The sequence below is a fragment of the Micromonospora sp. NPDC005173 genome (genome assembly GCF_040608515.1).
Classification (GTDB): domain Bacteria; phylum Actinomycetota; class Actinomycetes; order Mycobacteriales; family Micromonosporaceae; genus Micromonospora.
Genome location: NZ_JBEXIK010000012.1, coordinates 170,143 through 191,909 on the forward strand (window position 1 = coordinate 170,143; position 21,767 = coordinate 191,909).

Consider the following 21,767-nt stretch of genomic DNA (forward strand, 5'->3'; position numbering starts at 1 on the left):
CGTATGAGAACAATCGTGCGAACCGCTGCCGCCCTGCTCGGGCTGGCCAGCGCGGTCGTCGGGGTGTGGGCGATGCTCGCCCCGGCCTCGTTCAGCACCTGGGCCGACTTCCCGCCGCACCGGCACTTCGTGCACGACATCGGTGCCTTCCAGCTCGGCATCGGCGTGACCCTGCTGCTCGCCACCATCTGGGCCGACGCGCTCACCGTGGCCTTCGCCGGCTACATGGTCGGCGGGACCGCTCACACGGTGGTGCACGTCGCCGACCGCAATCTCGGCGGCACCACCGGGCAGACCCTCGCGATCGGCGGTGCCGTGGTGGTAGCCGGCGCGGCGTTCGCGTACCGGTGGCGCGAGCGGGGTTGGGTGCTCGGCGTGGTTTCACCGACCGGTGTGCCGGCGCTGGCACCGTTCGGCCCGCAGAAGACGGTCGTACTGACTACGTACCGCCGGGACGGCCGACCGGTCGGGACGCCGGTGAGCATCGCGGTGGCCGGCGGCCGGGCGTACGTGCGCAGCTTCGAACGGGCCTGGAAGACCCGGCGGATCGGCAACAACCCGATGGTCACGGTGGCGGCGTCGACCGCGCGCGGCGTGCCGACCGGCTCGGCCGTCCAGGCCACCGCCCAGCGGCTGGAAGGCGCGGAGTACGACATGGCTGCCCGCACGCTGCGCCGCAAGTACCCGCTGCTGCACGGCGTGCTCGTGCCGCTGATGCACCGCCTCGGGCGGCGCAGGACCGGCGGGACGGTGCACTTCGCGATCGTCCCCGCGAGCGACCGGGCCGAGCTGTCCGAGGTCGGTAGCCCTCGCGGGTAGCCAAATCTCTCCTTTCGGGAACAAAGGGAAGCATCGATCGTTGCCGCGTTCCCTGTCACGCACGTGAGCGGTTGTACCGCGTGTGACCGTGACCTCACGCCCCACCACCTTGGAGCCGCACTGGCGGATCGCCTGGGCCGAGCGCGAGAACCGGCGGCGGCGACACGCGTACCGCAGCGCCACCGACGCCTGGCTCCGACGCAAGGACCACCTGACCCGGCTGCGGATCGAGGCCGTCGGGTTCCTCGGGTGCACGCAGCCGCGTACCGGCCTGCCGGTGGACCTCGCCGACGACGAACTCGTCTTCCGGGTACTCCCCAACGCGGAGCTGGTCGAGGCCGAGGCGCGGCACGTCGTCGGACTGCCGACGCCCGGCCCCCTCACCTGCGCCGACACACCCGGCGACGCCCTGCCGGCCGGCCTGCGGGTCGTCGACGCCGGCATGGCCGTCGTGACCAACCACCGGGTGGCCTTCGCCGGGCATGACCACCGGCGCGAGTGGAGGTACGCGGACCTGTCGGCCCCCGCGCACCACCCCGACGTCCCCCTCACCCTGCTGCACACCACCGACCGCAGCCCGCTCGCCGGGCTGCTGGTGCCCGCCAGCGCAGCGGTGAACGCCCGCTTCTACATCACCCTCGCCATCGCTGCCGCCGCCGGAGAACGCGCCGCCATCACCACACAACTCGACGCCCTGCTGGACGCCCACCAGGGCGCACGACCGACGCCGCCGCCGCTCGTCGAGCCGGACGAGGCCCCGCTGACGGCGCTGCGCCCCGATCGCCGGGCGCTCGCCGTCGCCGCCGTCGGGGTCGTGGTGTTCTCGACACTGGGCCCCGGCGCTCTCGGGCCAGAGCAGGCCGGCCCTGTGCAGCGGAGGGAAGCGGCCGTCATCGTCGCCACGGATGCTCCGGCGGACGGCGACGCCGTCGTCCCCGTCCTCCCCATCGGACCGGTGGCACCGGAGCGGAGTAGGACCGGGCCGGTTGGCCGTGCGACGCAGACCGCCACCACAGGCGCCACGCCGCACGGGCCGTCGACGACCGGCACGCCCGTCCTGCCGACGGTTTCGGCGTCGCCTTCGGCGCCGTCCACCGCTTCGGCCCCGTCCGCCAGTTCGGTGCCGACGCCCGGCCCAGCTCCGACCACGGACCCGCCCCCGGCTGGCCGACCGGCTCTGCCCACCGCCTCGGCCACGCCCACCGCATCGGCCCCGACTACTGCATCGCCGTCGCCGGACCCCGCCCTGATCACGCTCTGCCTGGATCCCCTACAGCTACCACTGGTGGAGCGGCTGCTCTGCCTGTTAACCGAGCCGTGAACCCTTCCTGACTCAGCCCATCGCGCCGAAGTCGGGGATGGTGATGGTGCCGTCCTCGGCGAGGGGGAAGCCGGGGTTCCAGGCGATCTCCCACACGTGACCGTCCGGGTCGGTGAAGTAGCCGGCGTAGCCGCCGTAGAACGTCTCCCGAGCGGGTCTGGTCACCTCGGCACCGGCGGCCACCGCCGCCGCGAACACCTCATCGACCTCGGCCCGCGAGCGGACGTTCTGCGCCAGCGCCATCCCGCCGAAGCCGCCGTCACCCGGATCGGCGACGCCCGCGTCTTCGGCCAGCTTGTCCCGCCCCCACAGCACCAACGCCGACCCGCCGGCCTGGAGGAAGACCGTCTCCTCGACCTCCTGGCCGTGCCAGCCGAGTTGTTCGTAGAACGCCTTTGCGCGCGCTACGTCTGTGACTCCGAGGGTGATCAGGCTGATTCGCTGTTCCATATCGGTAGATCCAATCACTGCGGGGCGTGGCAGACGGCCTCGATGTTGTTGCCGTCCGGGTCGCGAACGAACGCCGCGAAGTAGGTCGGGTGGTACTCCGGCCAGATCCGGGGCGCGTGCAGCACCTCCGCGCCGGCCTTGATGGCGGCATCATGGAACGCCTCGACCGTGGCGCGGTCGTCGGCGGTGAAAGCCAGGTGCAGCTCGCGGGCCTCGCCGCGGGTTTCGGTCGGGCCCAGCCAGAAGTCGGGCCGGTCCCGGCCGTAACCGACGACGTTCGGGAACTCCAGCAGCCGGCGGCCGCCGAGCGGGGCGAGCACAGCGTCGTAGAAGGCGGCGCTGCTCGGCACGTCGCGGACCTGGACTGACAGGTGGTCGATCATCGCGGGCTCCTCCAAGCGTCTCCGGGCGAGGCTGACGCCACGCTAGCGGCGGGGTACGACGCGTGGTCCGTGTTCGCAGTGGATCGCCACCGGACACCACCCCGATCGTCCGCACGGGTGCTCGTACCGGCCCTGATGCCGATGGAGCACCTCCTCCCGGGTGAGCCCTTACTTACGCCACAATTCGACTCGCTGTCAGGTGGAGTCGGGTAGGTGGTTCTGTTGCGCCGCCACCCTCACGCGCATGACTGTTTCCACTCCTGGCCTGTCCGGCATCCGCCGTGCCGGGGCGGCCGCGCTCGCCGCGGTGGCTCTCGGTTTCTTTCCGGGGGCCCGTGCCGAGGCCGCCGGCGACACCCTTCCGCTGGGCGACGCCGGCCTGACGGAGGTACGCGACGCGCTCGTCTACGTGGATGGGCAGTACCGCAGCGGTAGTTGATTGCCGTCACACTGACGAAGCCGCAGCAGCGGCTCACTCGATACCCCACATCGGGTGCGGCCGGCCCCTACGATGGGCGCCGGCCGCACCCTGTGATCATCTGCTGGGGGCTCGTACTCGGCCTTCTGACGGGTCGCCTCGTCGACCTCCTTCGGGGTCAGCACGGGCGTGATCTTCGTGTCCACGCCACCCGCCGCCCGGATGGCGATCGCCAGTCCGGCCGCCGCCTTGTGGTCGGGCAGGTCGCACAACACGTAGGTGTCGTGATCACCGAAGCCGAAGTACAGCGCCTCCACCTGCCCACCGGCGGCCTCGATCGTTTTCCGGACCACCTCGGCGCGTTTCGTGCCGCCGTCGTTGACCAGCCCCTTGATCCCCTGAAGGGTGTAGGCCGACCTCAACAGGAAACTTCGCCATTGGATGGCTCCTCCCAGGGGTATCGGCACCTGCCCGGTCGCCACCACGGTTGCGCGTACCCGGTGGGGGGTGGCTAGTCATGAGCCCAGGGCCGGATCCGCGACGGCGGGTGGAGCAGGTCGGCAGCCAGGCCCATCGCGCGATCTGGCCGGGACTGCCGACTCCCGAGGGATTCCTACGACGCCGCCGGTGCCCGCTCGATCGGCGGCGCCGCGACCGGCCGGAACGTTGGCCGCGCCAGCGCGCTCGGCCACCAGGTGCGGGGGCCGATGTGCAGCGCCAGCGCCGGGACGAGCAGGCTGCGGACGAGGAACGTGTCGAGCAGCACCCCGACGCCGATGATGACCGCCGACTGCACGGACGGCACCAGCGGCAGCACGCTGAGCGCGCCGAACGTGGCGGCAAGCACCACGCCCGCGCTGGTGATCACCCCGCCGGTCACGGTCAGCGCGTGCAGTACGCCCGGCCGGTGCCCGAGCCGCGCCGTCTCCTCGCGGGCCCGGGTGGTGAGGAAGATGGTGTAGTCCACGCCGAGGGCGACGAGGAACAGGAACGTCTGCAGCGGAATCCCGACGAAGAGTTTCGGGTAGCCCATCGCGTCGAGGATCAATCCGGCCGCGCCCATCGCGGCGGCGTAGGACAGGACCACGCTCGCGAGCAACAGCAGCGGCGCGACCAGCGCGCGCAACAGCAGCACCAGGATGACGAAGACGACCACCAGTACCAGCGGCACCACGACCCGGTTGTCCCGGCCGACCGTCCGCTCCTCGTCGAGCAGGTACGCGGTGTCCCCGCCGACCAGCGCCTGCGCACCCGGCACGGCGTGCACCGCGGCGCGGAGCCGGTCGACCGTGTCCAGCGACGCGTCGCTGTCCGGCGTGTCGGCCAGGACCGCCGCGATGCGCACCCAACGCCCGTCCGGCGAGCGCTCCGGCTCGCCCACCTCGGCAACCCCCGGCACGGTACGGGCGGCGGCCACCACCTGGTCGGCCGGGCCGGCGGCGGCCAGGATCTCGGCGGGTGCGGCGGCTCCCCTCGGGTAGTGCGCCTCGATCATCCGCTGGCCGGTGACCGAGCCGACCTCCTTGGTGAAGGACTCGTCATGCGGCATGCCGATGCTGAGATTGCCGATACCGAAGCTCAGGGCGACCAGCGCCGCCGCCGTGCCCAGCCACACCGCGCGGGGCCGCCGCCCGACGAAACCGGCGATCCGGCGCCACACTCCGTGCTCGGTCGTCACGTCGAGCCCGACCGCGTCCGGTGAGTAGCGCGGCACGAACGGCCAGAACAGCCACCGCCCGAAGATGACCAGCACGGCCGGCAGCAGCGTGGTCATGGCGAGCAGCGCCGCCGCGATCCCGACCGCGCCGACCGGCCCGAGCCCCCGGGTGGACGGCAGTTGCGCGGCGAGCAGGCACAGCAGGCCGATCGCGACGGTCGCCGCCGAGGCGCCGATCGCGCCGATCGACCGCCGCAGCGCGACGGCCATCGCCGCGTGCCGGTCGGCGTGCCGGCGCAGTTCCTCCCGGTAGCGGGCGATGAGCAGCAGTGCGTAGTCCACGCCGACACCGAAGACCAGCACGGTCAGGATGCTCTGGCTCTGGAAGTCCACGGCAAGCCCGGCGTGCCGGGCCAGCAGGTACACCGCCGCGCTGGCGAGCTGGTTGGCAACCGCGACCGTGATGAGCGGGATCAACCACAGGACCGGGCTGCGGTACGTGACGAGCAGCAGCAACGCGACGGTGGCCGCGGTTGCCAGCAGCAGCGTGGTGTCCATGCCGGCGAACGCGTCGAAGACGTCGTCCTCGCCGCCGGCCGGGCCGGTGAGCGCGGTCCGCAGGCCGGCCGGCGCGTCCGTACCCAACTGCTCCTTGACGTCAGCCACCGCGTCACCCCGCTGGTCGGCGTCCCCGGTGACCGGGAAGGAGAGCAGCAGCGCCTGCCCGTCCTCGCTGACCACCGGCGGGGGCACCTGGCCGCCGTCGGCGTACCGGCCGAACGCCGTGCGGTCGGCGTCGACCTTCGCGCGGTCGGCGTCGGTGAGCCCGCTCTCCCGGACGTAGACGGCGACGGCCAGGGGCTTCTGGGAGTCCGGGAACGCGTCCTCGGCCCGCTGCACCGCCCGGCTGGCTTCGGCGGTGGCGGGCAGCGCGCCGAGGGTGTCGTTGTCCTGCACCTCGGTCAGCTTGATCGCCAGCGGCCCGGCCGCCGCGATCAGGACGAGCCAGAAGACGAGCATGGCGTACTTGCTGCGGCGGCCGGGCGCCAGGCCGGCCAGTCGTTGCCGCGCGTTTTCCTTCTGCCTGGTTGTGGTCATGTCGTCGATCCTTCGGCCGGCAAGCGGCAAAGGCAGGAGTGCCAGGTCCCGGACGGAGGTGGTGGTAGCACCACCGATTCCGGTGGCGCCGCAGGCGGAGAATGGCGCCGTGGACAGCTCCGTACGTTCGATCGTCTGGCAGCAGATCCGGCCGGGCGCCCTCGCCGCCGTGCAGGGCCTGGCCGTGGCCCTGCTGAGCCTGACCACCAACGCGGTGCTGTTCGTGCTGTCGGTGGTCTCGCTCGCGCTCATTCCCGTGTTCGGCATCGGGTTCGCGCTCTTCCCGGCGGTGACGGTGCTGGTGCGGCTGTCGGTGGGGCTACAGCGCAGGCTGGCCCGGTGGTGCGGGCAGCCGATCGCAACGCCGTACCAACCGATGCCGGCCCACGCTCAGCTCGGCACCTGGAAGCGGTTCCGGTGGGTGGTCGGGGACCCGGCGACCTGGCGGGACTTCGCCTGGCTGATCCCCGGCGCAGTCACCGGCGGGGCGTGCCTGCTCGGGTTCGTGCTCATGGGGTACGGGCTGGAGGGCGTCCTGTTCGTGCCGCTGGTGCTGTACCTCACCATCGACTGGTACGGCTACGGCGTGCTCTGGCCGATGGACAACCTCCTGAAGGCGTGGCTCGCCGCGCCGCAGGGGTGGTTGATCCTGTTCGGCGGGCTGGCCGTCGCGCCGTGGCTGGTGTGGCTGCACTTCCGCTTCGCCGGCTTCTTCCTGACGCCGACCCGGTCGCAGGAGCTGGCACTGCGGGTCCGGCACCTCGCCGCCACCCGCGCCGACACCATCGACACGCAGGCCGCCGAGCTGCGCCGGATCGAACGCGACCTGCACGACGGGGCGCAGGCCCGTCTCGTCGCGCTGCGGATGAGCATCGGCCTGGCCGAGCAGCTCATGGCCAACGACCCGGCACGGGCGGCGCGACTGCTCAGCGAGGCGCAGGAGACCAGCGGCCACGCCCTCGCCGAACTCCGCCACCTCGTCCGCGGCATCTACCCGCCCGTACTCGCCGAACGCGGCCTCAACGGGGCGGTGCAGGCACTCGCCCTCACCGTCGCGCCGCCTGTGGACGTGGACGTCGACCTGGACCTGCCCGGCAGCCCGCCCGCGGCGGTCGAGTCCGCGGCGTACTTCGCGGTGGCCGAGCTGCTCACCAACGTGGCCAAGCACAGTGGCGCCCGGCGCGCCTGGGTCTCTCTGGTGCACCGGGACGGTGTGCTGCGCACGGAGGTCCGCGACGACGGGCGCGGCGGCGCCACGCTGGACGCAGGGACCGGCCTGGCGGGCGTACGACGCCGTCTGGCAGCCTTCGATGGCACGATGACCGTGACCAGTCCGCCCGGCGGACCCACCGTCGTGACCATGGAGCTGCCGTGCGAGTTGTCATCGCGGAGGACCTTGCCCTCCTCCGGGACGGGCTGACGCACATCCTCCACGCGAACGGACACCAGGTCGTCGAGGCCGTCGCCGACGGGCCGTCCGTGCTGCCGGCGCTCACCCGGCACCGCCCCGACATCGCCGTCGTCGACGTGCGCCTCCCACCCACCTTCACCGACGAAGGCCTGCAAGCCGCCCTCGCGGCCCGGATGCAGCTGCCCGGCCTACCGATCCTCGTGCTGTCCCAACACGTCGAGCAGCTGTACGCCCGGGAACTCCTCGCCGACCGCAACGGGGGAGTCGGCTACCTGCTCAAGGACCGGGTGTCCAACGTCGGCCAGTTCATCGACGCGCTACGCCGAGTGGCCGGCGGCGGGATGGTGATGGACCCGGAGGTGGTCACCCAACTGCTGGTCCGTAACTCCGGCATGCAGCCACTGCGGGACCTCACCGCCCGGGAGCGGGAGGTGCTGGGTCTGATGGCCGAGGGACGGTCGAACGCGGCGATCGCGGGACGGCTGTTCGTCACGGAGAAGGCGGTGAGCAAGCACATCAACAACATCTTCAGCAAGCTCGGGATGCCACCGTCGGACGACGACAACCGACGAGTGCTCGCGGTGCTCGCATACCTCAACGGCTGACGCAGCTACACCGCTTTCCTGGCCGGACGACGCCCGGGCCCGGGCATTGCTCGCCCACCTCGCCGCGCGCCAGGTCTGCTGACTACAGAACGCGGAGGGCCGGTCGCTCTCGACCGGCCCTCACCGACATCGCATGAGGATTGGCGACGCTGTCTGTCCCCGCCAGTAGCCCATGCGATGGCCCGCTACCGCAGATGAAACCGTTCATCGACGGCGAGGACCGCCAGCTGCGGCACGGAAAGCGGCAGCGCAGTCAGCCCCGGCCGGTCGTCGCCGAGCTTCGCGCGCTGTGCAACGTAGACCACGACACCGTCCGGGTGCCAGTACGCCGACCACTGGTCGAACCGATCGTCGCGGCCGGGCCGCACCACCACCCCGACCTGTGCCAGGCCGACGGCCACCACTGCACACACGTCTCGCATGATCTGTTCGCAGCGGGTGAGGATCGGGTCGGTGAGCGCCCCACGCCGATTCTTTGTGGTGAAGACCCAGATGCACATGCAGGTTGTAGCTAACGCTGCGGCCACGTCGAACGTCCGGGTCTGGCGCCCATTTGGTGACATGGGCCAATTGCTACGGTGATCGCGTGAAGCTGGTGGTGCAGGTGAAACTCCTGCCGACGCCTGGGCAGGCGGCAGTGTTGGGGGCGACCCTGCGCGCGTGTAACCAGGCGGCCTGCGACGTGGCGGTCGTGGCCCGGGAGTCGGCCGTGTACCGCAACTACGACCTGCGCAAGCACGTCTACGCCGGGATCAAGGCCGACTACGGGTTGGGTGCCCAGGCGGCGCAGCACGTCATCAAGAAGGTGGCCGACGCCTACACAGCCCTGACGGCGAACCTCAAGGCCGGGCGGTACGGCAAGCCCGGCTCGAATCGGCGCAGGCGGATCGAGGCCAACCCGATCGGGTTCCGCTGGGACGCCGCACAGCCCTACGACGCCCGGATGCTGTCCTGGCAGCACGACGCTCGGACGGTGTCCATCTGGACCACCGCCGGCCGACTCAAAGCCATGGCATACACCGGCTCGCCGGCCCAGCTCAAGGCCGTCGCCACCAGCGTGATCGGCGAGTGCGACCTGGTGCACCGCGACGGGATGTGGTTCCTGTACGCCTCGATCGAGGTGGCCGAGACGCCGCCGTACGAACCGGATGGCTTCCTCGGCGTGGACATGGGCATCGCCAACATCGCCTACGACTCCGATGGCACCCGCTACGCCGGCACCCGGCTCAATGGCTACCGCCGCCGCCAGATGCGGCTGCGGGCTCGGCTGCAACAGAAGGGCACCACGTCGGCCAAGCGGCTTCTGGTCCGGCGTAACAAGAAGGAAGCGCGGCACGCCGCGAACGTCAACCACCGCATCGCCAAGACTATTGTGACCGAGGCTGCACGCACCGGTCGCGGTATCGCCGTCGAAGAACTGACGGGGATCCGTGAGCGGGTCCGGCTGAGAATGCCCCAACGGGTCACGCTCCACTCGTGGTCGTTTCACCAGCTCGGCGGGTTCCTTACCTACAAGGCCCGCCGAGCTGGTGTACCGCTGGTCCAGGTCGACCCGCGGTACACCTCCCAGACCTGCCACGGCTGCAAGCACCGCGACAGGCGGAACCGGCCTAACCAAGAAACCTTCACCTGTCGATCGTGCGGGGTCGTTGCCCACGCCGATCACAATGCGGCTCTCAACATCGCCGAGCGCGGTGTCGGGAGCTGGGGCGCAGTCAACCGCCCGCACGTGGCATCACCTCGCAGCCAGCGAGGGGATTGACCCACAAACCCGCTCATTCAGGGGCGGGTAGTTGACCAAGCTGGGTATGCCACCGTCCGATGACAACAATCGACGGGTGCTCCCAGTGCTCGAGTACCTGAACAGGTGAAACTCGCGCAGCCCCCGGAACCCAAGCATCCGAAAAGGAGCGCCAGCCGCGGGTAGTCTGCACAACGGGTAGCGAAGACTACCCGGCAGAGTGACGGGCCGGTGCCCTGGGCGCTCCAGGCCCCAGACGTCGGTGGTGCCGAACACACGGGGGAAACCATGTTCGAGCGGCTGGGCAGATTCGTGGTGGGCAGAGCGTGGTGGGTGATCGCCGGGTGGGTGCTCGCGGCAGCCGCCATCATCCTCACCACACCATCGCTGAGCGACATCACCTCCGCCGATCAGGAAAGCTTCCTGCCCCGCTCGTACGAGTCCGTGCAGGCCACCGAGCTCGGGCAGAAGGCGTTTCCGCAGCAGGCCACCGCGACGGCGATCATCGTGGTCAAGCGCGCCGACGGGCAGAAGCTCACGCCGGCGGACGAGGCGAAGGTGGGCCAGCTCGCCCAGGCGCTCAAGGCCAAGAACATCCCGCACACGTCCGGCTACCTGACCGGACCGCCTGCGGTGGCGCCGGACAAGTCGGTGCAGATCGTCAACGTCGGGCTCGATGCCCCCACCCCCGACGACCCGGCGCTGCTGGACGCCGTACGCGATCTGCGCGCGGACATCGGCCCGGAGTTGGCGAACAGTGGGCTGACCGCGGGCGTGGCCGGCGACGTGGCGAGCTTCGTCGACAACGAGGACACCTTCAACAATGCCTTCGCCGTGGTCGGCGTCGCGACGATCATCCTGATCATCGGACTGATCCTGATCATCTTCCGCAGCCCCATCGCCGCGCTGCTGCCCGTGGTGGTCGTCGGCGTCGTTCTGAGCATCACGACGGGTCTCGTCGCCGCCGCGGGCAAGGCATTCGATCTCAGTGTCAGTCAGGATCTGCAGACGATCCTGCTGATCGTGTTGTTCGGCATCGGCACCGACTACATCCTGTTCCTGCTCTTCCGCTACCGGGAGCGGTTGCGCGCCGGTGACGACAAGCGCACCGCGATGATCGTCTCCGTCCAGCGGGTCGGTGAGGTCATCACGTCGGCCGCCGGAGCGGTCATCGTCGCGTTCCTCGTGCTGCTCCTCGCCTCTCTGGGCTTCTTCGGCTCGCTCGGCCCGGCGCTCGCGATCGCGGTCGGCGTCATGCTGGTCACCTCGCTCACTCTCGTCCCGGCGGTGGTCTCGCTGCTCGGCCGGTACGTCTTCTGGCCGTCGAAGGCGTGGCAGCGTACGCCCAAAGCCACCATGTCCCACCGGCTCGGCACCGCCGTCGGGCGCCGGCCGGCACTCGTCGCGGCGGCATCCGGCGTCCTTCTGGTCGCGCTCGCCGCAGGCGTGCTCGGCTACAAGGCCGACTACGACTTCAGCGCCGGCTTCCCGCAGGACACCGAGTCGGCGAAGGCCGCGCAGGACCTGCAGCGCGGGTTCGCCGCCGGTGCGCTCGCCCCGACCGAGGTCTACCTGACCACCAGTAACGGGTCGCCGCTGACCGAGCAACAGGTCAGCGACTTCGCGGCGGCCGTAGCGAAAGGCCCGGGTGTGGGCCAGGCGCAGCCCCCGGAGCGCAGCACCGACCCGAGTGTGGCCCGGGTCAACCTGCTGCTCGATGAGAACCCGGTCTCCAACGAGGCCATCACCCTCGTCCGCGAGGACCTGCGCGATGCCGTGCACGCGGCGGCCCCGCCCGGCACCCGGGCGCTGGTCGGCGGGACCACCGCGATCTTCGCGGACATCAACTCGGCGAACAACCGCGACCTGTCGGTCATCCTGCCGGTCGCGGCCGGCCTGATCGCGCTCATCCTCGCGCTGCTGCTGCGCAGCCTGGTCGCGCCGATCTACCTCGTGATCGCGGTGCTGCTCAACTTCGCCGCCACGCTGGGCGCCACGGTCTACCTCTTCCAAGGGGTGCAGGGCGAGCCCGGTGTCACCTTCCAGCTGCCGATCATCCTCTACCTCTTCGTGGTGGCGATCGGGACGGACTACAACATCCTGATGATCGCCCGACTGCGCGAGGAGGCGCGGGAGGGCAACGAACCGCACCAGGCCGCCGCCATCGGGGTCGAACACGCCGGGCCGACGGTCGCGGCGGCGGGACTGATCCTCGCCGGGACGTTCGGAGTGCTGATGCTCGCCCCGATCTCGTTCCTGCAGCAGATGGGCTTCGCGGTGGCGATCGGCATCGTGCTGTCGGCGTTCGTCATGTCGATGTTCTTCGTCCCCGCCTTGACCGCGCTGATCGGGCACAAGGCGTGGTGGCCGGGCCACGGCGACGAGCGGCCGGTCGGCGGGCCGCACGTCCCGCCGGAGCCGGCGACCGTGGCGAAGGAGTAGCGCGAGTTGTCAACGCGGAGGGTCTCGACGCGGTGCGCCGAGTGGCGGACGGCGGCATGGTGATGGAGGCACCAAGCTCCCCGCAGCGGCGCGGCGACCTCGACCTCGACCGCCTGGCCGATCCCACCCGTCGCCCTCGACAGTCTGATCGGCCAGGAGTGAGCGGACCCCGGCGAGGCGGCCGGCCGGCGTGTTCACCGCCGTCAGGCGTACCAGCGATCGAAAGGGGTATCCGCGCCCAACTGCTGTTCGCGGTGTGCTGGCTCGGAAGCCGGGGACCGGACGCCCTAGCCTGCGTCCGCCCCGGACCCGACGGGTTGGCATCACCACGATGCCACCGGCCCGTCGACCGTGCGCAGTGCCGATGGAGGAACCGTGACCGGGCTGCGCACCGACCTGTACGAGCTGCGGATGGCGGCCAGCTACCTGCGCCGGGACATGGTGGAGCGCGCGACGTTCAGCCTGTTCGTCCGCCGCCTGCCGCCGCAGCGTGGCTTCCTGGTGGCCGCCGGGCTGGCCGAGGCGCTGGCGTTCCTGGAAGGCTTCGCGTTCGACGAGGGCGAACTCGGCTACCTGCGCGACACCGTCGGGCTCGACGAAGCGACGCTGGCGGCGCTCGCGGGGCTGCGGTTCACCGGTGATGTCTGGGCCGTGCCGGAGGGCCGCGTGGTGTTCGCCGACGAACCGCTGCTGGAGGTCACCGCGCCGATCGCCGAGGCGCAGCTGGTGGAGACTGGCGTGCTGAACCTGATCACCTTCCACACCACGGTCGCCAGCAAGGCCGCCCGATGCCGCCTCGCGGCCGGCGACGCGCAGCTGGTCGACTTCGCGTTCCGCCGCACGCACGGCATCGAGGCCGGCGCGGCCGTGGCCCGGGCGTCCGCGATTGCCGGCTTCGCCGCGACCAGCGACGTCGAGGCCGCTCGACGCTACGGACTGCCGCCGTCCGGGACCATGGCCCACTCGTACGTCGAGGCGTTCCCGGACGAGCGCGCCGCGTTCCGTTCGCGACCGACTTCCCGACGAGCCCGGTGTTCCTCGTCGACACCTACGACACGCCCGCCGGAGTGCGAGCCGCCGTCGAGGTCATCGCGGAGCGGGGACTGACCGGCCCGGTGGGCGTGCGGCTCGACTCCGGAGATCTCGCCGCGCTGGCCTTGCAGACCGGCGCGATCCTCGACGACGCCGGGCTGACTCAGGCCCAGATCGTGGCCAGCGGCAGCCTCGACGAGGATGTCATCGCGGCGCTCGTCGCCGCGGGCGCACCGATCGACGCGTACGGCGTCTGCACGAGCGGGTGGCCGCGCAGGTGGCGCGGGGCGGGACCTACTGACAGCCGGGCCGGCCGGACGCGTCGGGGCGGCGGTCATCGCGGCGGGCTGCTCACGCTATGGCCCTCTGTTCCTGTGGCAACTCCGGGCTGGCGCGTCGGCGCCAGCCCGGAGCGGCGTTCGTGCTACTTCAAGGCCAGCACGGCCAGGTAGCCGAGGTGGTCCGATGCCCACCGGCCGTCGGGGGTTTGCCGCTTGGTCCCGAAGATGAGGCTCGAGACGGGAACGACCGCCCCCCGGAACAGGACCATGTCGATGCGGTGTTCGACGGCGTCGGCGGGTTGGTTGAGGTCGTCGCCCAGACCCGCGGTGTAGCCGGGTTCACCCGGATGCAGGATTTGCCACGTGTCCCGCATCCCGCCGGCCACCAGCGCCGCGTAGGCGAGCCGGTTCTCGGCGACGGGCAGGTCGGGGCCGGTGTTGAGGTCCCCGGCGAGGATGACGTCACCCGGTGCCGTGGCGAGGGGGCCGGCCAGCAGCTCGCGCGCCTGCAGCACCCGGACACCGGCGTGGAAGGCCTCCAGGTGGGTGTTCACGAACCGGAACGGGCGTTGCCCGTGCACCACGTCCACCGCGGTCCAACCGCGGGTGCTGGTCACGGTCCCGTTCGTTGCCGCGAGCGTGAAGGTGAGGTTGTTGGTGAAGGTGCCGGACGAGGAGTCGGTCACCTTCATCCGGCCGCCGTGGCGCACCAGGATCACGTCGCGCATCGTGAGCCGGACGTCGAGGAAGTGCGGCGCGCCCGCGGGCGCCTCCAGATCGGCCTCGGCCTGTACGACCGCGACGTCGTACGCGTGACCGGAGCGGCTCAGCTCGCCCATGAGCAGTGCGAGGTAGTCGTACCGGATTTCGGTGGCTGGTGCGGGGTCACCGAACGTGCCGGTGCGCCACAGGGCGACCTCCTGCAGTCCGACCAGGTCCGGCTTGTTCTCGGTGATCTCCCGAGCGAGCAGCTTCGCCCGGGCGGGAAAGTCGACCAGGTCGACGTGGCCTAACAGCGCGGAGTTCGCGGCCAGGAACGCCCCTGGTGTCGGCGCGCCGATGGATGGCGTCAGATCGCCGCCCAGATAGAGGTTCCGGGTCATCACGGTGACCTTGGATTTTCCTTCGGCTTGGACGGGTGCGCCGAAAATGCCGAGGCTGACCAGGGCGATGGCGGCTGCGAGGGTGACTCTCGCCGTTCGCCAGGAGGTGGTGGGTGTGGGGAGCATCCTCTTCGATCCTCTCTCCCGGCGACTACGCCGGCGTCGGACGTGAGATCGATCCGGTGGTGCGGATGGGGACGCGTGAGGCGGCGTCGCGACCTGTCGGAAGGGCGCGGCCCGAGGCGGTGCGTGCACCGTATCGCCGCGAGGCGGTCGGGGACAGCCGTGCATATCGGCGGTTCGGCCCCACCGGCCAACCGGTACGGGTACTCGACGGTATCCACGGAACCAGCCGAACCGGTCGACGGCTACGACGTGTCCTGTGCCGCCGCGCGCGGTTGTACCGGGTGGACGCGGAACCCCTTCGCGATGAGAGGCGACCCGGTGGCGACGGACGGGACGGCGGTGGGCTGGCGGGCCCGGTGGGTCAATCGAGAGAACGAGCGGCGGCGCACGGCGTACGAGACCGCCGTCGAGGCGTGGCGGCGACGCGACATGGAGCTACGGGAGTGTTGCGCGTGGACGGAGGAGCCGGAGCCGCAGGCGGAGACGCCGGTGGGGCTGCCGGTGGCCCTAGACCAGGATGAGGTCGTGGCCACCGTGCAGTCCGGCGCGGAACTCGTTGAGGTGACGGCTCGGCACACCGCCGGCCTGCCCGCACCGGAGCTGGCCGTCGTTCCCCTCGGGGGCTCGGTCCGGTTACGCGGGTTGACGAAGGGCGTCGCGGTGGTCGACGCCGGCATGGCGGTGGTCACCGACCGGCGGCTGATCCTCATCGGGCGCCTCGGGGTCCGGGAGTGGCCGTACCGGCAGCTGACCGGGGTGGCGCACCATCCGGCGGAGCCGTTCACCCTGCTGCACGAGCACGGGCCGGGCAGGATCCGGGGAGTACGGGTACCGCCGACGGCGGCGTCCGCCTTCCGGCTGCGACTCACCGTCGCCTACGCCGAGGCCGTCGGGGAGCGGGACGCGCTCCTGGACCGGCTCGACGAGGCGGTGGTGGCGCACTGGAGTACCCGGCCGGCGGCACCGACACCGGCCACGCCCGCCGAGGCCCCGGCCGCCGCCCGCCTCGCCCGTCCGGCGCTGGTCGCCGCTGTCGCGGTGCTGGTGGCCCTGGCGGGGGTCGTGGGCGCGGTCCGCTGGTCCGCGACGGGCCGCCCGGTGGTCGGAATGGACTTCGACGGCCGACCCGGCGCGGCCTCGGCCGACCCGGATGACCCCTCGCCGTCCACCGCCGTCGGCGCGCCGCTGCCCAACTCCACCGCTCCCACCGCTGGTCCGCAGGACGCCACCACCGCGCCCGGCACGTCCGGCCCCGTTACGGCGCCGGGGCCCGGTTCCGGGCCGGTCACCTCGCCTGGACCGGGCCCGACCGATGGTGCCTCACCGACCAGCCCCTCCGGGTGGCCGTCGGCCAGCAGCACCGGTGGCGGTAGCCCGAGCCCGTCCACCGGCTCGCCGAGCCCGACCCCGGTGGACCTCTGTGGCGCACCGGAGAATCCGTACGGCTACAACTACTGCGGCGGCTCCTACATCAACGACCCGGCCGCGGACGTCTGCGACTGGTTCGACTGCGTGCTCACCTTCTGGAACGGCAAGGGCTACGTGGTGCAGTGCGAGGACGGCCTGGTCAGCATGACCGGCGTGCCACGCGGGCCGTGCGCCGACCACGGCGGCACTCGACGCCCCGTGTACGCCTGACCCGTCCATGCCCTCACCCTGTCCCGGCGTCCTAGTAGCCGTGCCGCCCAGCCCCGTTCGGCGTACTTCCACGCGGCTCGCCACGGTAGGCGGTGACGACGAGGGCGAGCGGGGTGGCCCGACGTCCGGGTCGGCGGTGGCGTCGGCCAGCGCCGGGCGGTGGTCCCCGGCCGCGAGTGCCTCCAGGCCGAACACCTCCGGCGCGAAGTGGTCGAGCCCGGCGACCTCGCTGGCCACCGCGTACATCTCGAGGGGGTGGAGATTGCCGGCCGAAGGGGTGGCGCGGAACCAGAGGTTGTCTCCGGCGGTTCGGGTGACGCTGGCTGAGTAGAACAGCAGGCGGGCGAGGAGTTCGCCGTCGATGGTCGGGTTGCTCGGCGGTATCCGTCCGGACAGGGTCAGCGCGGCCGGCGCCCCGGTCGGCGGCAGGTCGCGGGGCAGGGGGGTGCACCGGCGTCCCGAGGTGGCGTTTGAGCGGCTGGGGACGGTTGCTCGGGTCCATTGGGACGAACCGCGGGACACCCGGCGGCCGGCCGTCGCGACACTGGTTCGTCTGGTGGTGGTAGTGCCGGGTCACCTCTCCGGCGCGCACCCGCCGCGCATACCCGCCGGGGCGGATGCCCGAACGAGCGCGGTGCCGGGCGTGGCAGCCGTCCGCAGGCCGCACCCGCCGCGCAGCCGCCTTAGGGCCTGTGTCGAAGTCGGCGGTGGTGGGGTGCTGAGATCCCGGCGCGTCGGTGATCGATAAATAGCGAGGTCTCCGGTAGATGGTTCATCGTCGAAGAAGACCATCAGCACGGAGACCTCGTGGCCACTGTAACGGTGACGAGGCGGCATGACCTGACTGATGCGCATTGGGCGGCGCTGGAGCCGCTACTACCTGTGGGGCGTCGGCCAGGTCTGCCGCCGACATGGACGAAGCGGCAGCTCATTGACGGGATCCGGTGGCGGACCCGGGTCGGTGCGCCGTGGCGGGACATACCGGAGTGCTACGGGTCCTGGGCGGCGGCGTACGCGGTGTTCCGCCGCTGGCAGCGCGACGGGACCTGGGCGAGGATCTTGACCTGGTTGCAGGCGGTGGCCGACGCGGCCGGGCGTGTCACGTGGGACGTGTCGGTGGACTCGTCGGTCACCCGGGCGCATCAGCAGCCGCCAGGCGCGTAAAAGGGGGATCTGCAGGTCGAATCGCGGGGCGGGGTGACAGTCGAGCCGGCCGATCATGGTCGGGCGGTCGCGGGGTGGGCTGACGACGAAGCTGCACCTGGCCTGCGAGCAGGGGCAGAAGCCGTTGTCGATCGTGCTGACCGCCGGGCAGCGTGGGGACAGTCCGCAGTTCGTCGCGGTGCTCGACAGCATCCGGGTGCCCCGCCTGGGCCGCGGCCGGCCGCGGCCCCGCCCGGACCGGGTCCTGGCCGACAAGGCGTACACGTCCCGAGCCAACCGCCGCTACCTGCGCAGACGAGGGATCGCCGCGGCTATTCCGTCGAAGGCCGATCAGGACGCCAACCTGCGTAAACGGGGCTCGAAGGGCGGCCGGCCAAACTGACGGACCTAGCCGAGGAGGTCTGCCACCAACGCCGCCGTCTCGTGAACTGTCCGTTCGTTTGCAGGATCGGGGAAACTCAATGTCGATACCAGGTCGCCGCAGCGTACGGTCACGAAATAGGTGATCGTTGCCGGCGCTCCAGCACGCTCGATCCGCCCACGGACCAGGATCGCGTCCTCGGCCGGGACGTTCGCCGGGACGGCCACGAACGAGATCTTCCCACCCCAAGCGGCGTACTCCGAACAGGAGTTGAGCACCCGCCTCGTGTCTTCCAGGGCGCGTACCGCCCAGCCCGGCTCGTACTTCTCGACGACGTGCAGCGCGTTCAGAGCCGTCCGGTCCTGCTGGTAGCGGCGCTGCACGGCGTCGCGCCGGTGCCGCTGGGCGGGATAGTCCCCGTCCCGGTACCCGGGGCAGTCGGCCTGCAGCCATGGCCACGGCGGCCGATCCGCCGGCGCCGCTATCTCCTGCCACCCCGTCCCCAGTCCGGCTGGCGGCAGGGCGGCGTCGACAAACCGCGGCTCGCCGGCATCCGCGACCCCTGCCGGGACCGGCGCCGGATCACGACCGCACCCCGTCGTCAGCGCCGCCAGCATCAACGCCATCAACAGAAGAGCCGTGACGGCCCAGGTCCGCGCCCATTCCGGCCCTGATACCCACTCGGCGGGGGCCGGGATGGGCGATTCCGCTCGGTCGTCGCTCATCGATACTCCTGTTTGTTCCCGCGAGTTCGGCAACGGCTCGGCGGGGTCGCCATTCCGCACATAACGCCCCCGGGCGTGAATGGCGACCCCATCCGGGCCCGCTACCTACCTCGTGTCACCGACCCGGTCGACGATGCGCGAGTCGGCGTAGACCACCTGGGTGAACACGTCACCCTTGTGGATCTGGGAGGTGTCGTCGAGGGCGTCCCTCGTGTGGTCCTCGATCACGACCGTGCGCTCGCCGATCAACGCGTACGTGGCCTTGTCGAAGAGCAACTCCTGGCTGAGGTGCCCCTCGACGGTGACGCTCAGGCCGATCGCCGGCCGACCATCGAGGTTTACCGCGTCCGGGTTGAGCCGCGCGTTACCCGCCCGCGCCAAGGCCCGGAAGACGGCCGCCTCTACCGCCGGCGGCAGCACGTACTGGCTCAACAGGCCGTCAAGGGAGACCTCGAGACTGGGGTGCGGACGCGCGACCCAGGCGAGCACCGCCTCGGGCGTGGTAAGGCCGACCAGTTCGTCGTACGGAAGCTGGGCCCAACCGACCGCGCCATTCCCCTGCTGCTCGACGACGAGTTGGCCGCCGGACCGGCGCCCCCAGACCTGCCCGTCGATCCGCTTCCAGTCCTGCTGCACCACGACCCGGGTCTTGCCTGGGACGAGCGGAGCGTTCGGTGCTTTCTTCTCCAGCTCCTCGGCGTTGCGCAAGGCGCGGCTTTCCTTGTACATGAACTGGTCCTGCCGGGGCGCCTTCGAGGGCTTGCGGTCTGCCGCCTGAGCCGCCTTCTCCAGGAAATCAGCGCTGGCCGAGCGCGCGAACGGCAGTCCGTGCACCACAGGGTGGCCCTTGCCCTGCTCGTCGACCGTGCCCAGGTTCTCCACCGCGACAACACCGACAACACCGACCACCGCCGCTACCGCGACCGCCGCCGCCAGGCTGAGCCGGACCGGCCACCGGCGGCTGCGCCGGTGCCGCTCAAGTGGGCTGACGGCCTCCCTCGTACCGATCTCGTTGGTCCCGATGTGCTGCAACAACGCCGTCCTCGCCCTGTCCAGCGCGGCGTTCGACGGGAGCTCGTCCGGCCCGAACGCCTCGCGCAGTGGGGTAAGTTCGTCCATCACCCTTGCACCTCCATGTCGGCGCCCAGCGCCTGTCGCATTTCCTGTCGTGCCCGGTGCAGCCGGGACCGCGCCGTACCCGGAGGGATGTCCAGCGCGGCCGCGGCCTCGTTCTGGTTGAGCCCGGCCCAGGCGACCAGCAGCAGTACGTCGCGCACGGGTTGGGGAAGCCGCGCCAGGGCTGCCGCCAGCCGACCACGTACGGCCGTCGCGTCGAGCCGCCCAACGGCGTCGTCGTGGGTGTCGACCCGATCGCCATGTCCGAGCTGGGCGAGCATCTTGTACCGGCGAGACTCGGCCGTACCCTGCCGCGCGATCAGGTTCGACGCAATCCCGTACAGCCAGGGCCGCGCGTCCGCGCGGGTCGTGTCATAGCCGGCGCGCCGGTCGAACGCCACCAGGAACGTCTCGGACGCCACGTCCTCGGCAAGGTCCCGCCCGAGCCGGCGGGCCGCATAGGCATAGATGTGCCGATAATGCCGGTCGAACACCGCAGCGAAGCACTCCGGCGACCGACCGGCCTGGCTGATGAGTTCGGCGTCGCTCTGCGCGGTTCCCCCTTCGGGAGGTGTCATCACAACCACGTCTCTCTCAACCACAGCCAATTGGATCCATCTCCCTCTGGTCTGGCCACCACACCTCCTATTCACCGCCGCGCGAAATGTGTTCGCGGGATCCCGTCGGGAGTACCAGCGGTCCCCGCCTCGACAGCGAAAGTGGTGTACGCGGGAGGGCTCGGCGGTGCTGTCCTAGATTTGGTCGCGGTCACCCCTGCCCGAACCGCCCGGTTAGCAGGAAATGCCCAGGTCAGCGCCGTTCGGGTGGGAGACCGGGTAGCGCATCGAGGGTGGTTCGCATGCCTCTACAGCGGTTCAACACGCAACCGGTGCCACGCCCCTTCAGCCTCGTGTCACCGGTCGCCGAACTCACCGGGGTCACCGAGTTGCGCCTGCACGGAGCCGGCGGGAGGACGCCATAGGACCTGCTCGCCGACGACGCGCCCCAGCAGGTCTCCGGCGACCGGATCGCCGGTTGACGTCAAGGCTCCGTGGTCGATCCGCGTGAAAATGGAGGTTGACTCGACGGTGTTCCCGGGGCGTACTGGATACACGTTCCCGCACTGCCGGCTGGCGCGGTCGGCCAGAAAAAGGCGGGCAGGCACTCCCGGAGTGGTTGCCTGCTCTTGTTCGCGCCGACGGTGCTGGGACCGTCGAGAGAAGGAGGCCCCACATGAAGGATCGTTCGTCGGCGAGTTGAGCCGCCGCACCACCATGGCGCTTGTCGAGCGCTGCCGGTGGCGATAGTCCTGACCTCTTGTGGCTCGGCTTGGCCGTCCGCCCCCGCGTCCCGCCTGTTGACCGCAGCCTGCTGTGCCGGTTGTGGCGACGCCTGCTGCCCTGGTGCCCCTGCGCAGACAGGAGGGGTTCCGCCCGGACGGGCGTCACCCGGCAGGGTCGCGTCTGCCCAAGCCCTGATCCGAGCGACTGGACTGCCCCCATCGCCCGCACCTTGAACATCATTCAACTGGAGCACGAACATGACATCAACCCACATCAATTACATGAAGCCGACTGCCAGGTCGGTCCGCCTCTGTACGACGACGGTAGTCAAGATTGCGCACGTGCTGCCTCACCATGGGAGGTGGGCCGTTGGCGACAACTGAACAGCGATCCCGTGACGTCCCCGCTGATAAGCGGTCGGGGCGGGAGCGGCTGGAGAACCGCATCCAGGTGCTGATCATGTTGTTGATCGGCGGCGCGGCCGGCGCTGCCTCTTTCCGGCACGTGCATGACGTCGCGGCGGCACACGGCCAGCCGGGCTGGCTCGCCTGGGCCGACGCGGTCGTGCTGGAGTTGACGTCGATCGCCGCCGG

The 21,767-nt window shown here is 71.0% G+C and carries 16 protein-coding genes and 4 pseudogenes; 11 read left to right on the top strand and 9 right to left on the bottom strand.

Annotation, left to right across the window (positions count from 1 at the left end):
* The first annotated feature begins 15 nt into the window (after window positions 1-15).
* Both ABZV00_RS16670 and ABZV00_RS16675 read left to right on the top strand, forming a co-directional pair.
* Window positions 16-819, top strand: coding sequence for a PPOX class F420-dependent oxidoreductase (locus tag ABZV00_RS16670; protein WP_355606747.1), 804 nt, complete (start codon window positions 16-18; stop codon window positions 817-819).
* An 88-nt stretch (window positions 820-907) separates the two neighbouring features.
* Window positions 908-2,140, top strand: a complete 1,233-nt coding sequence (locus ABZV00_RS16675) for a hypothetical protein (RefSeq protein ID WP_355606750.1) — start codon at window positions 908-910, stop codon at window positions 2,138-2,140.
* 12 nt (window positions 2,141-2,152) lie between these two features.
* Here the strand turns inward: ABZV00_RS16675 and ABZV00_RS16680 are convergent, their stop codons facing one another.
* Both ABZV00_RS16680 and ABZV00_RS16685 read right to left on the bottom strand, forming a co-directional pair.
* Window positions 2,153-2,590, bottom strand: coding sequence for a VOC family protein (locus ABZV00_RS16680; protein ID WP_355606753.1), 438 nt, complete (start codon window positions 2,588-2,590; stop codon window positions 2,153-2,155).
* 14 nt (window positions 2,591-2,604) lie between these two features.
* On the bottom strand, window positions 2,605-2,973 hold the full coding sequence (locus ABZV00_RS16685) for a VOC family protein (RefSeq protein ID WP_355606755.1): 369 nt from the start codon (window positions 2,971-2,973) through the stop codon (window positions 2,605-2,607).
* A gap of 244 nt (window positions 2,974-3,217) precedes the next feature.
* Between ABZV00_RS16685 and ABZV00_RS16690 the strand changes: the two genes are divergently transcribed.
* A complete protein-coding gene (locus tag ABZV00_RS16690) occupies window positions 3,218-3,412 on the top strand; it encodes a hypothetical protein (RefSeq protein WP_355606758.1) in 195 nt (64 codons plus the stop codon).
* A 128-nt stretch (window positions 3,413-3,540) separates the two neighbouring features.
* Here the strand turns inward: ABZV00_RS16690 and ABZV00_RS16695 are convergent.
* Both ABZV00_RS16695 and ABZV00_RS16700 read right to left on the bottom strand, forming a co-directional pair.
* Window positions 3,541-3,834 (bottom strand): annotated as a pseudogene (locus tag ABZV00_RS16695) (GYD domain-containing protein); the annotation flags it as partial.
* Window positions 3,835-4,004: 170 nt separating this feature from the next.
* Window positions 4,005-6,146, bottom strand: coding sequence for an MMPL family transporter (locus tag ABZV00_RS16700; protein ID WP_355606761.1), 2,142 nt, complete (start codon window positions 6,144-6,146; stop codon window positions 4,005-4,007).
* Window positions 6,147-6,255: 109 nt separating this feature from the next.
* Here ABZV00_RS16700 and ABZV00_RS16705 point away from each other — a divergent pair, with 109 nt between their 5' ends.
* Together ABZV00_RS16705 and ABZV00_RS16710 are read left to right on the top strand one after the other, a co-directional pair.
* The gene (locus ABZV00_RS16705) at window positions 6,256-7,566 is read left to right on the top strand and encodes a histidine kinase (protein WP_355606764.1); all 1,311 of its coding nucleotides are present in this window, start codon (window positions 6,256-6,258) and stop codon (window positions 7,564-7,566) included.
* Window positions 7,518-8,162 carry a response regulator transcription factor gene (locus ABZV00_RS16710; protein ID WP_355606767.1) on the top strand — a complete coding sequence of 215 codons (645 nt, stop codon included), beginning with the start codon at window positions 7,518-7,520 and terminating at the stop codon, window positions 8,160-8,162. Before ABZV00_RS16705 ends, ABZV00_RS16710 begins: the two co-directional genes overlap by 49 nt.
* A gap of 407 nt (window positions 8,163-8,569) precedes the next feature.
* Here the strand turns inward: ABZV00_RS16710 and ABZV00_RS16715 are convergent.
* Window positions 8,570-8,732: pseudogene (locus tag ABZV00_RS16715) on the bottom strand (transposase); the annotation flags it as partial.
* Between the two features lie 16 nt (window positions 8,733-8,748).
* Here ABZV00_RS16715 and ABZV00_RS16720 point away from each other — a divergent pair.
* From ABZV00_RS16720 to ABZV00_RS16730, 3 genes and pseudogenes are all read left to right on the top strand, one after another.
* Window positions 8,749-9,924, top strand: a complete 1,176-nt coding sequence (locus tag ABZV00_RS16720; RefSeq protein WP_355606770.1) for a transposase — start codon at window positions 8,749-8,751, stop codon at window positions 9,922-9,924.
* A 267-nt stretch (window positions 9,925-10,191) separates the two neighbouring features.
* Window positions 10,192-12,345, top strand: a complete 2,154-nt coding sequence (locus ABZV00_RS16725) for an MMPL family transporter (protein WP_355606773.1) — start codon at window positions 10,192-10,194, stop codon at window positions 12,343-12,345.
* Window positions 12,346-12,720: 375 nt separating this feature from the next.
* Window positions 12,721-13,631, top strand: a pseudogene (locus tag ABZV00_RS16730) (nicotinate phosphoribosyltransferase); the annotation flags it as partial.
* A gap of 170 nt (window positions 13,632-13,801) precedes the next feature.
* Here the strand turns inward: ABZV00_RS16730 and ABZV00_RS16735 are convergent.
* Window positions 13,802-14,887, bottom strand: coding sequence for an endonuclease/exonuclease/phosphatase family protein (locus tag ABZV00_RS16735; RefSeq protein WP_355606775.1), 1,086 nt, complete (start codon window positions 14,885-14,887; stop codon window positions 13,802-13,804).
* A 303-nt stretch (window positions 14,888-15,190) separates the two neighbouring features.
* Between ABZV00_RS16735 and ABZV00_RS16740 the strand changes: the two genes are divergently transcribed.
* Window positions 15,191-16,525, top strand: coding sequence for a hypothetical protein (locus ABZV00_RS16740; protein ID WP_355606777.1), 1,335 nt, complete (start codon window positions 15,191-15,193; stop codon window positions 16,523-16,525).
* A gap of 807 nt (window positions 16,526-17,332) precedes the next feature.
* Window positions 17,333-18,065, top strand: a pseudogene (locus ABZV00_RS16745) (IS5 family transposase); the annotation flags it as partial.
* Window positions 18,066-18,076: 11 nt separating this feature from the next.
* On the opposite strand, the gene ABZV00_RS16750 reads toward ABZV00_RS16745, so the two are convergent.
* From ABZV00_RS16750 to ABZV00_RS16760, 3 genes are all read right to left on the bottom strand, one after another.
* Window positions 18,077-18,775, bottom strand: a complete 699-nt coding sequence (locus tag ABZV00_RS16750; protein WP_355606780.1) for a hypothetical protein — start codon at window positions 18,773-18,775, stop codon at window positions 18,077-18,079.
* 105 nt (window positions 18,776-18,880) lie between these two features.
* Window positions 18,881-19,894, bottom strand: a complete 1,014-nt coding sequence (locus ABZV00_RS16755; RefSeq protein ID WP_355606783.1) for a CU044_5270 family protein — start codon at window positions 19,892-19,894, stop codon at window positions 18,881-18,883.
* Window positions 19,894-20,493, bottom strand: a complete 600-nt coding sequence (locus ABZV00_RS16760) for an RNA polymerase sigma factor (protein ID WP_355606809.1) — start codon at window positions 20,491-20,493, stop codon at window positions 19,894-19,896. Before ABZV00_RS16760 ends, ABZV00_RS16755 begins: the two co-directional genes overlap by 1 nt.
* A gap of 1,050 nt (window positions 20,494-21,543) precedes the next feature.
* Here ABZV00_RS16760 and ABZV00_RS16765 point away from each other — a divergent pair.
* The coding region (locus ABZV00_RS16765) for a DUF2637 domain-containing protein (RefSeq protein WP_355606785.1) at window positions 21,544-21,767 on the top strand (224 nt) is incomplete at its 3' end.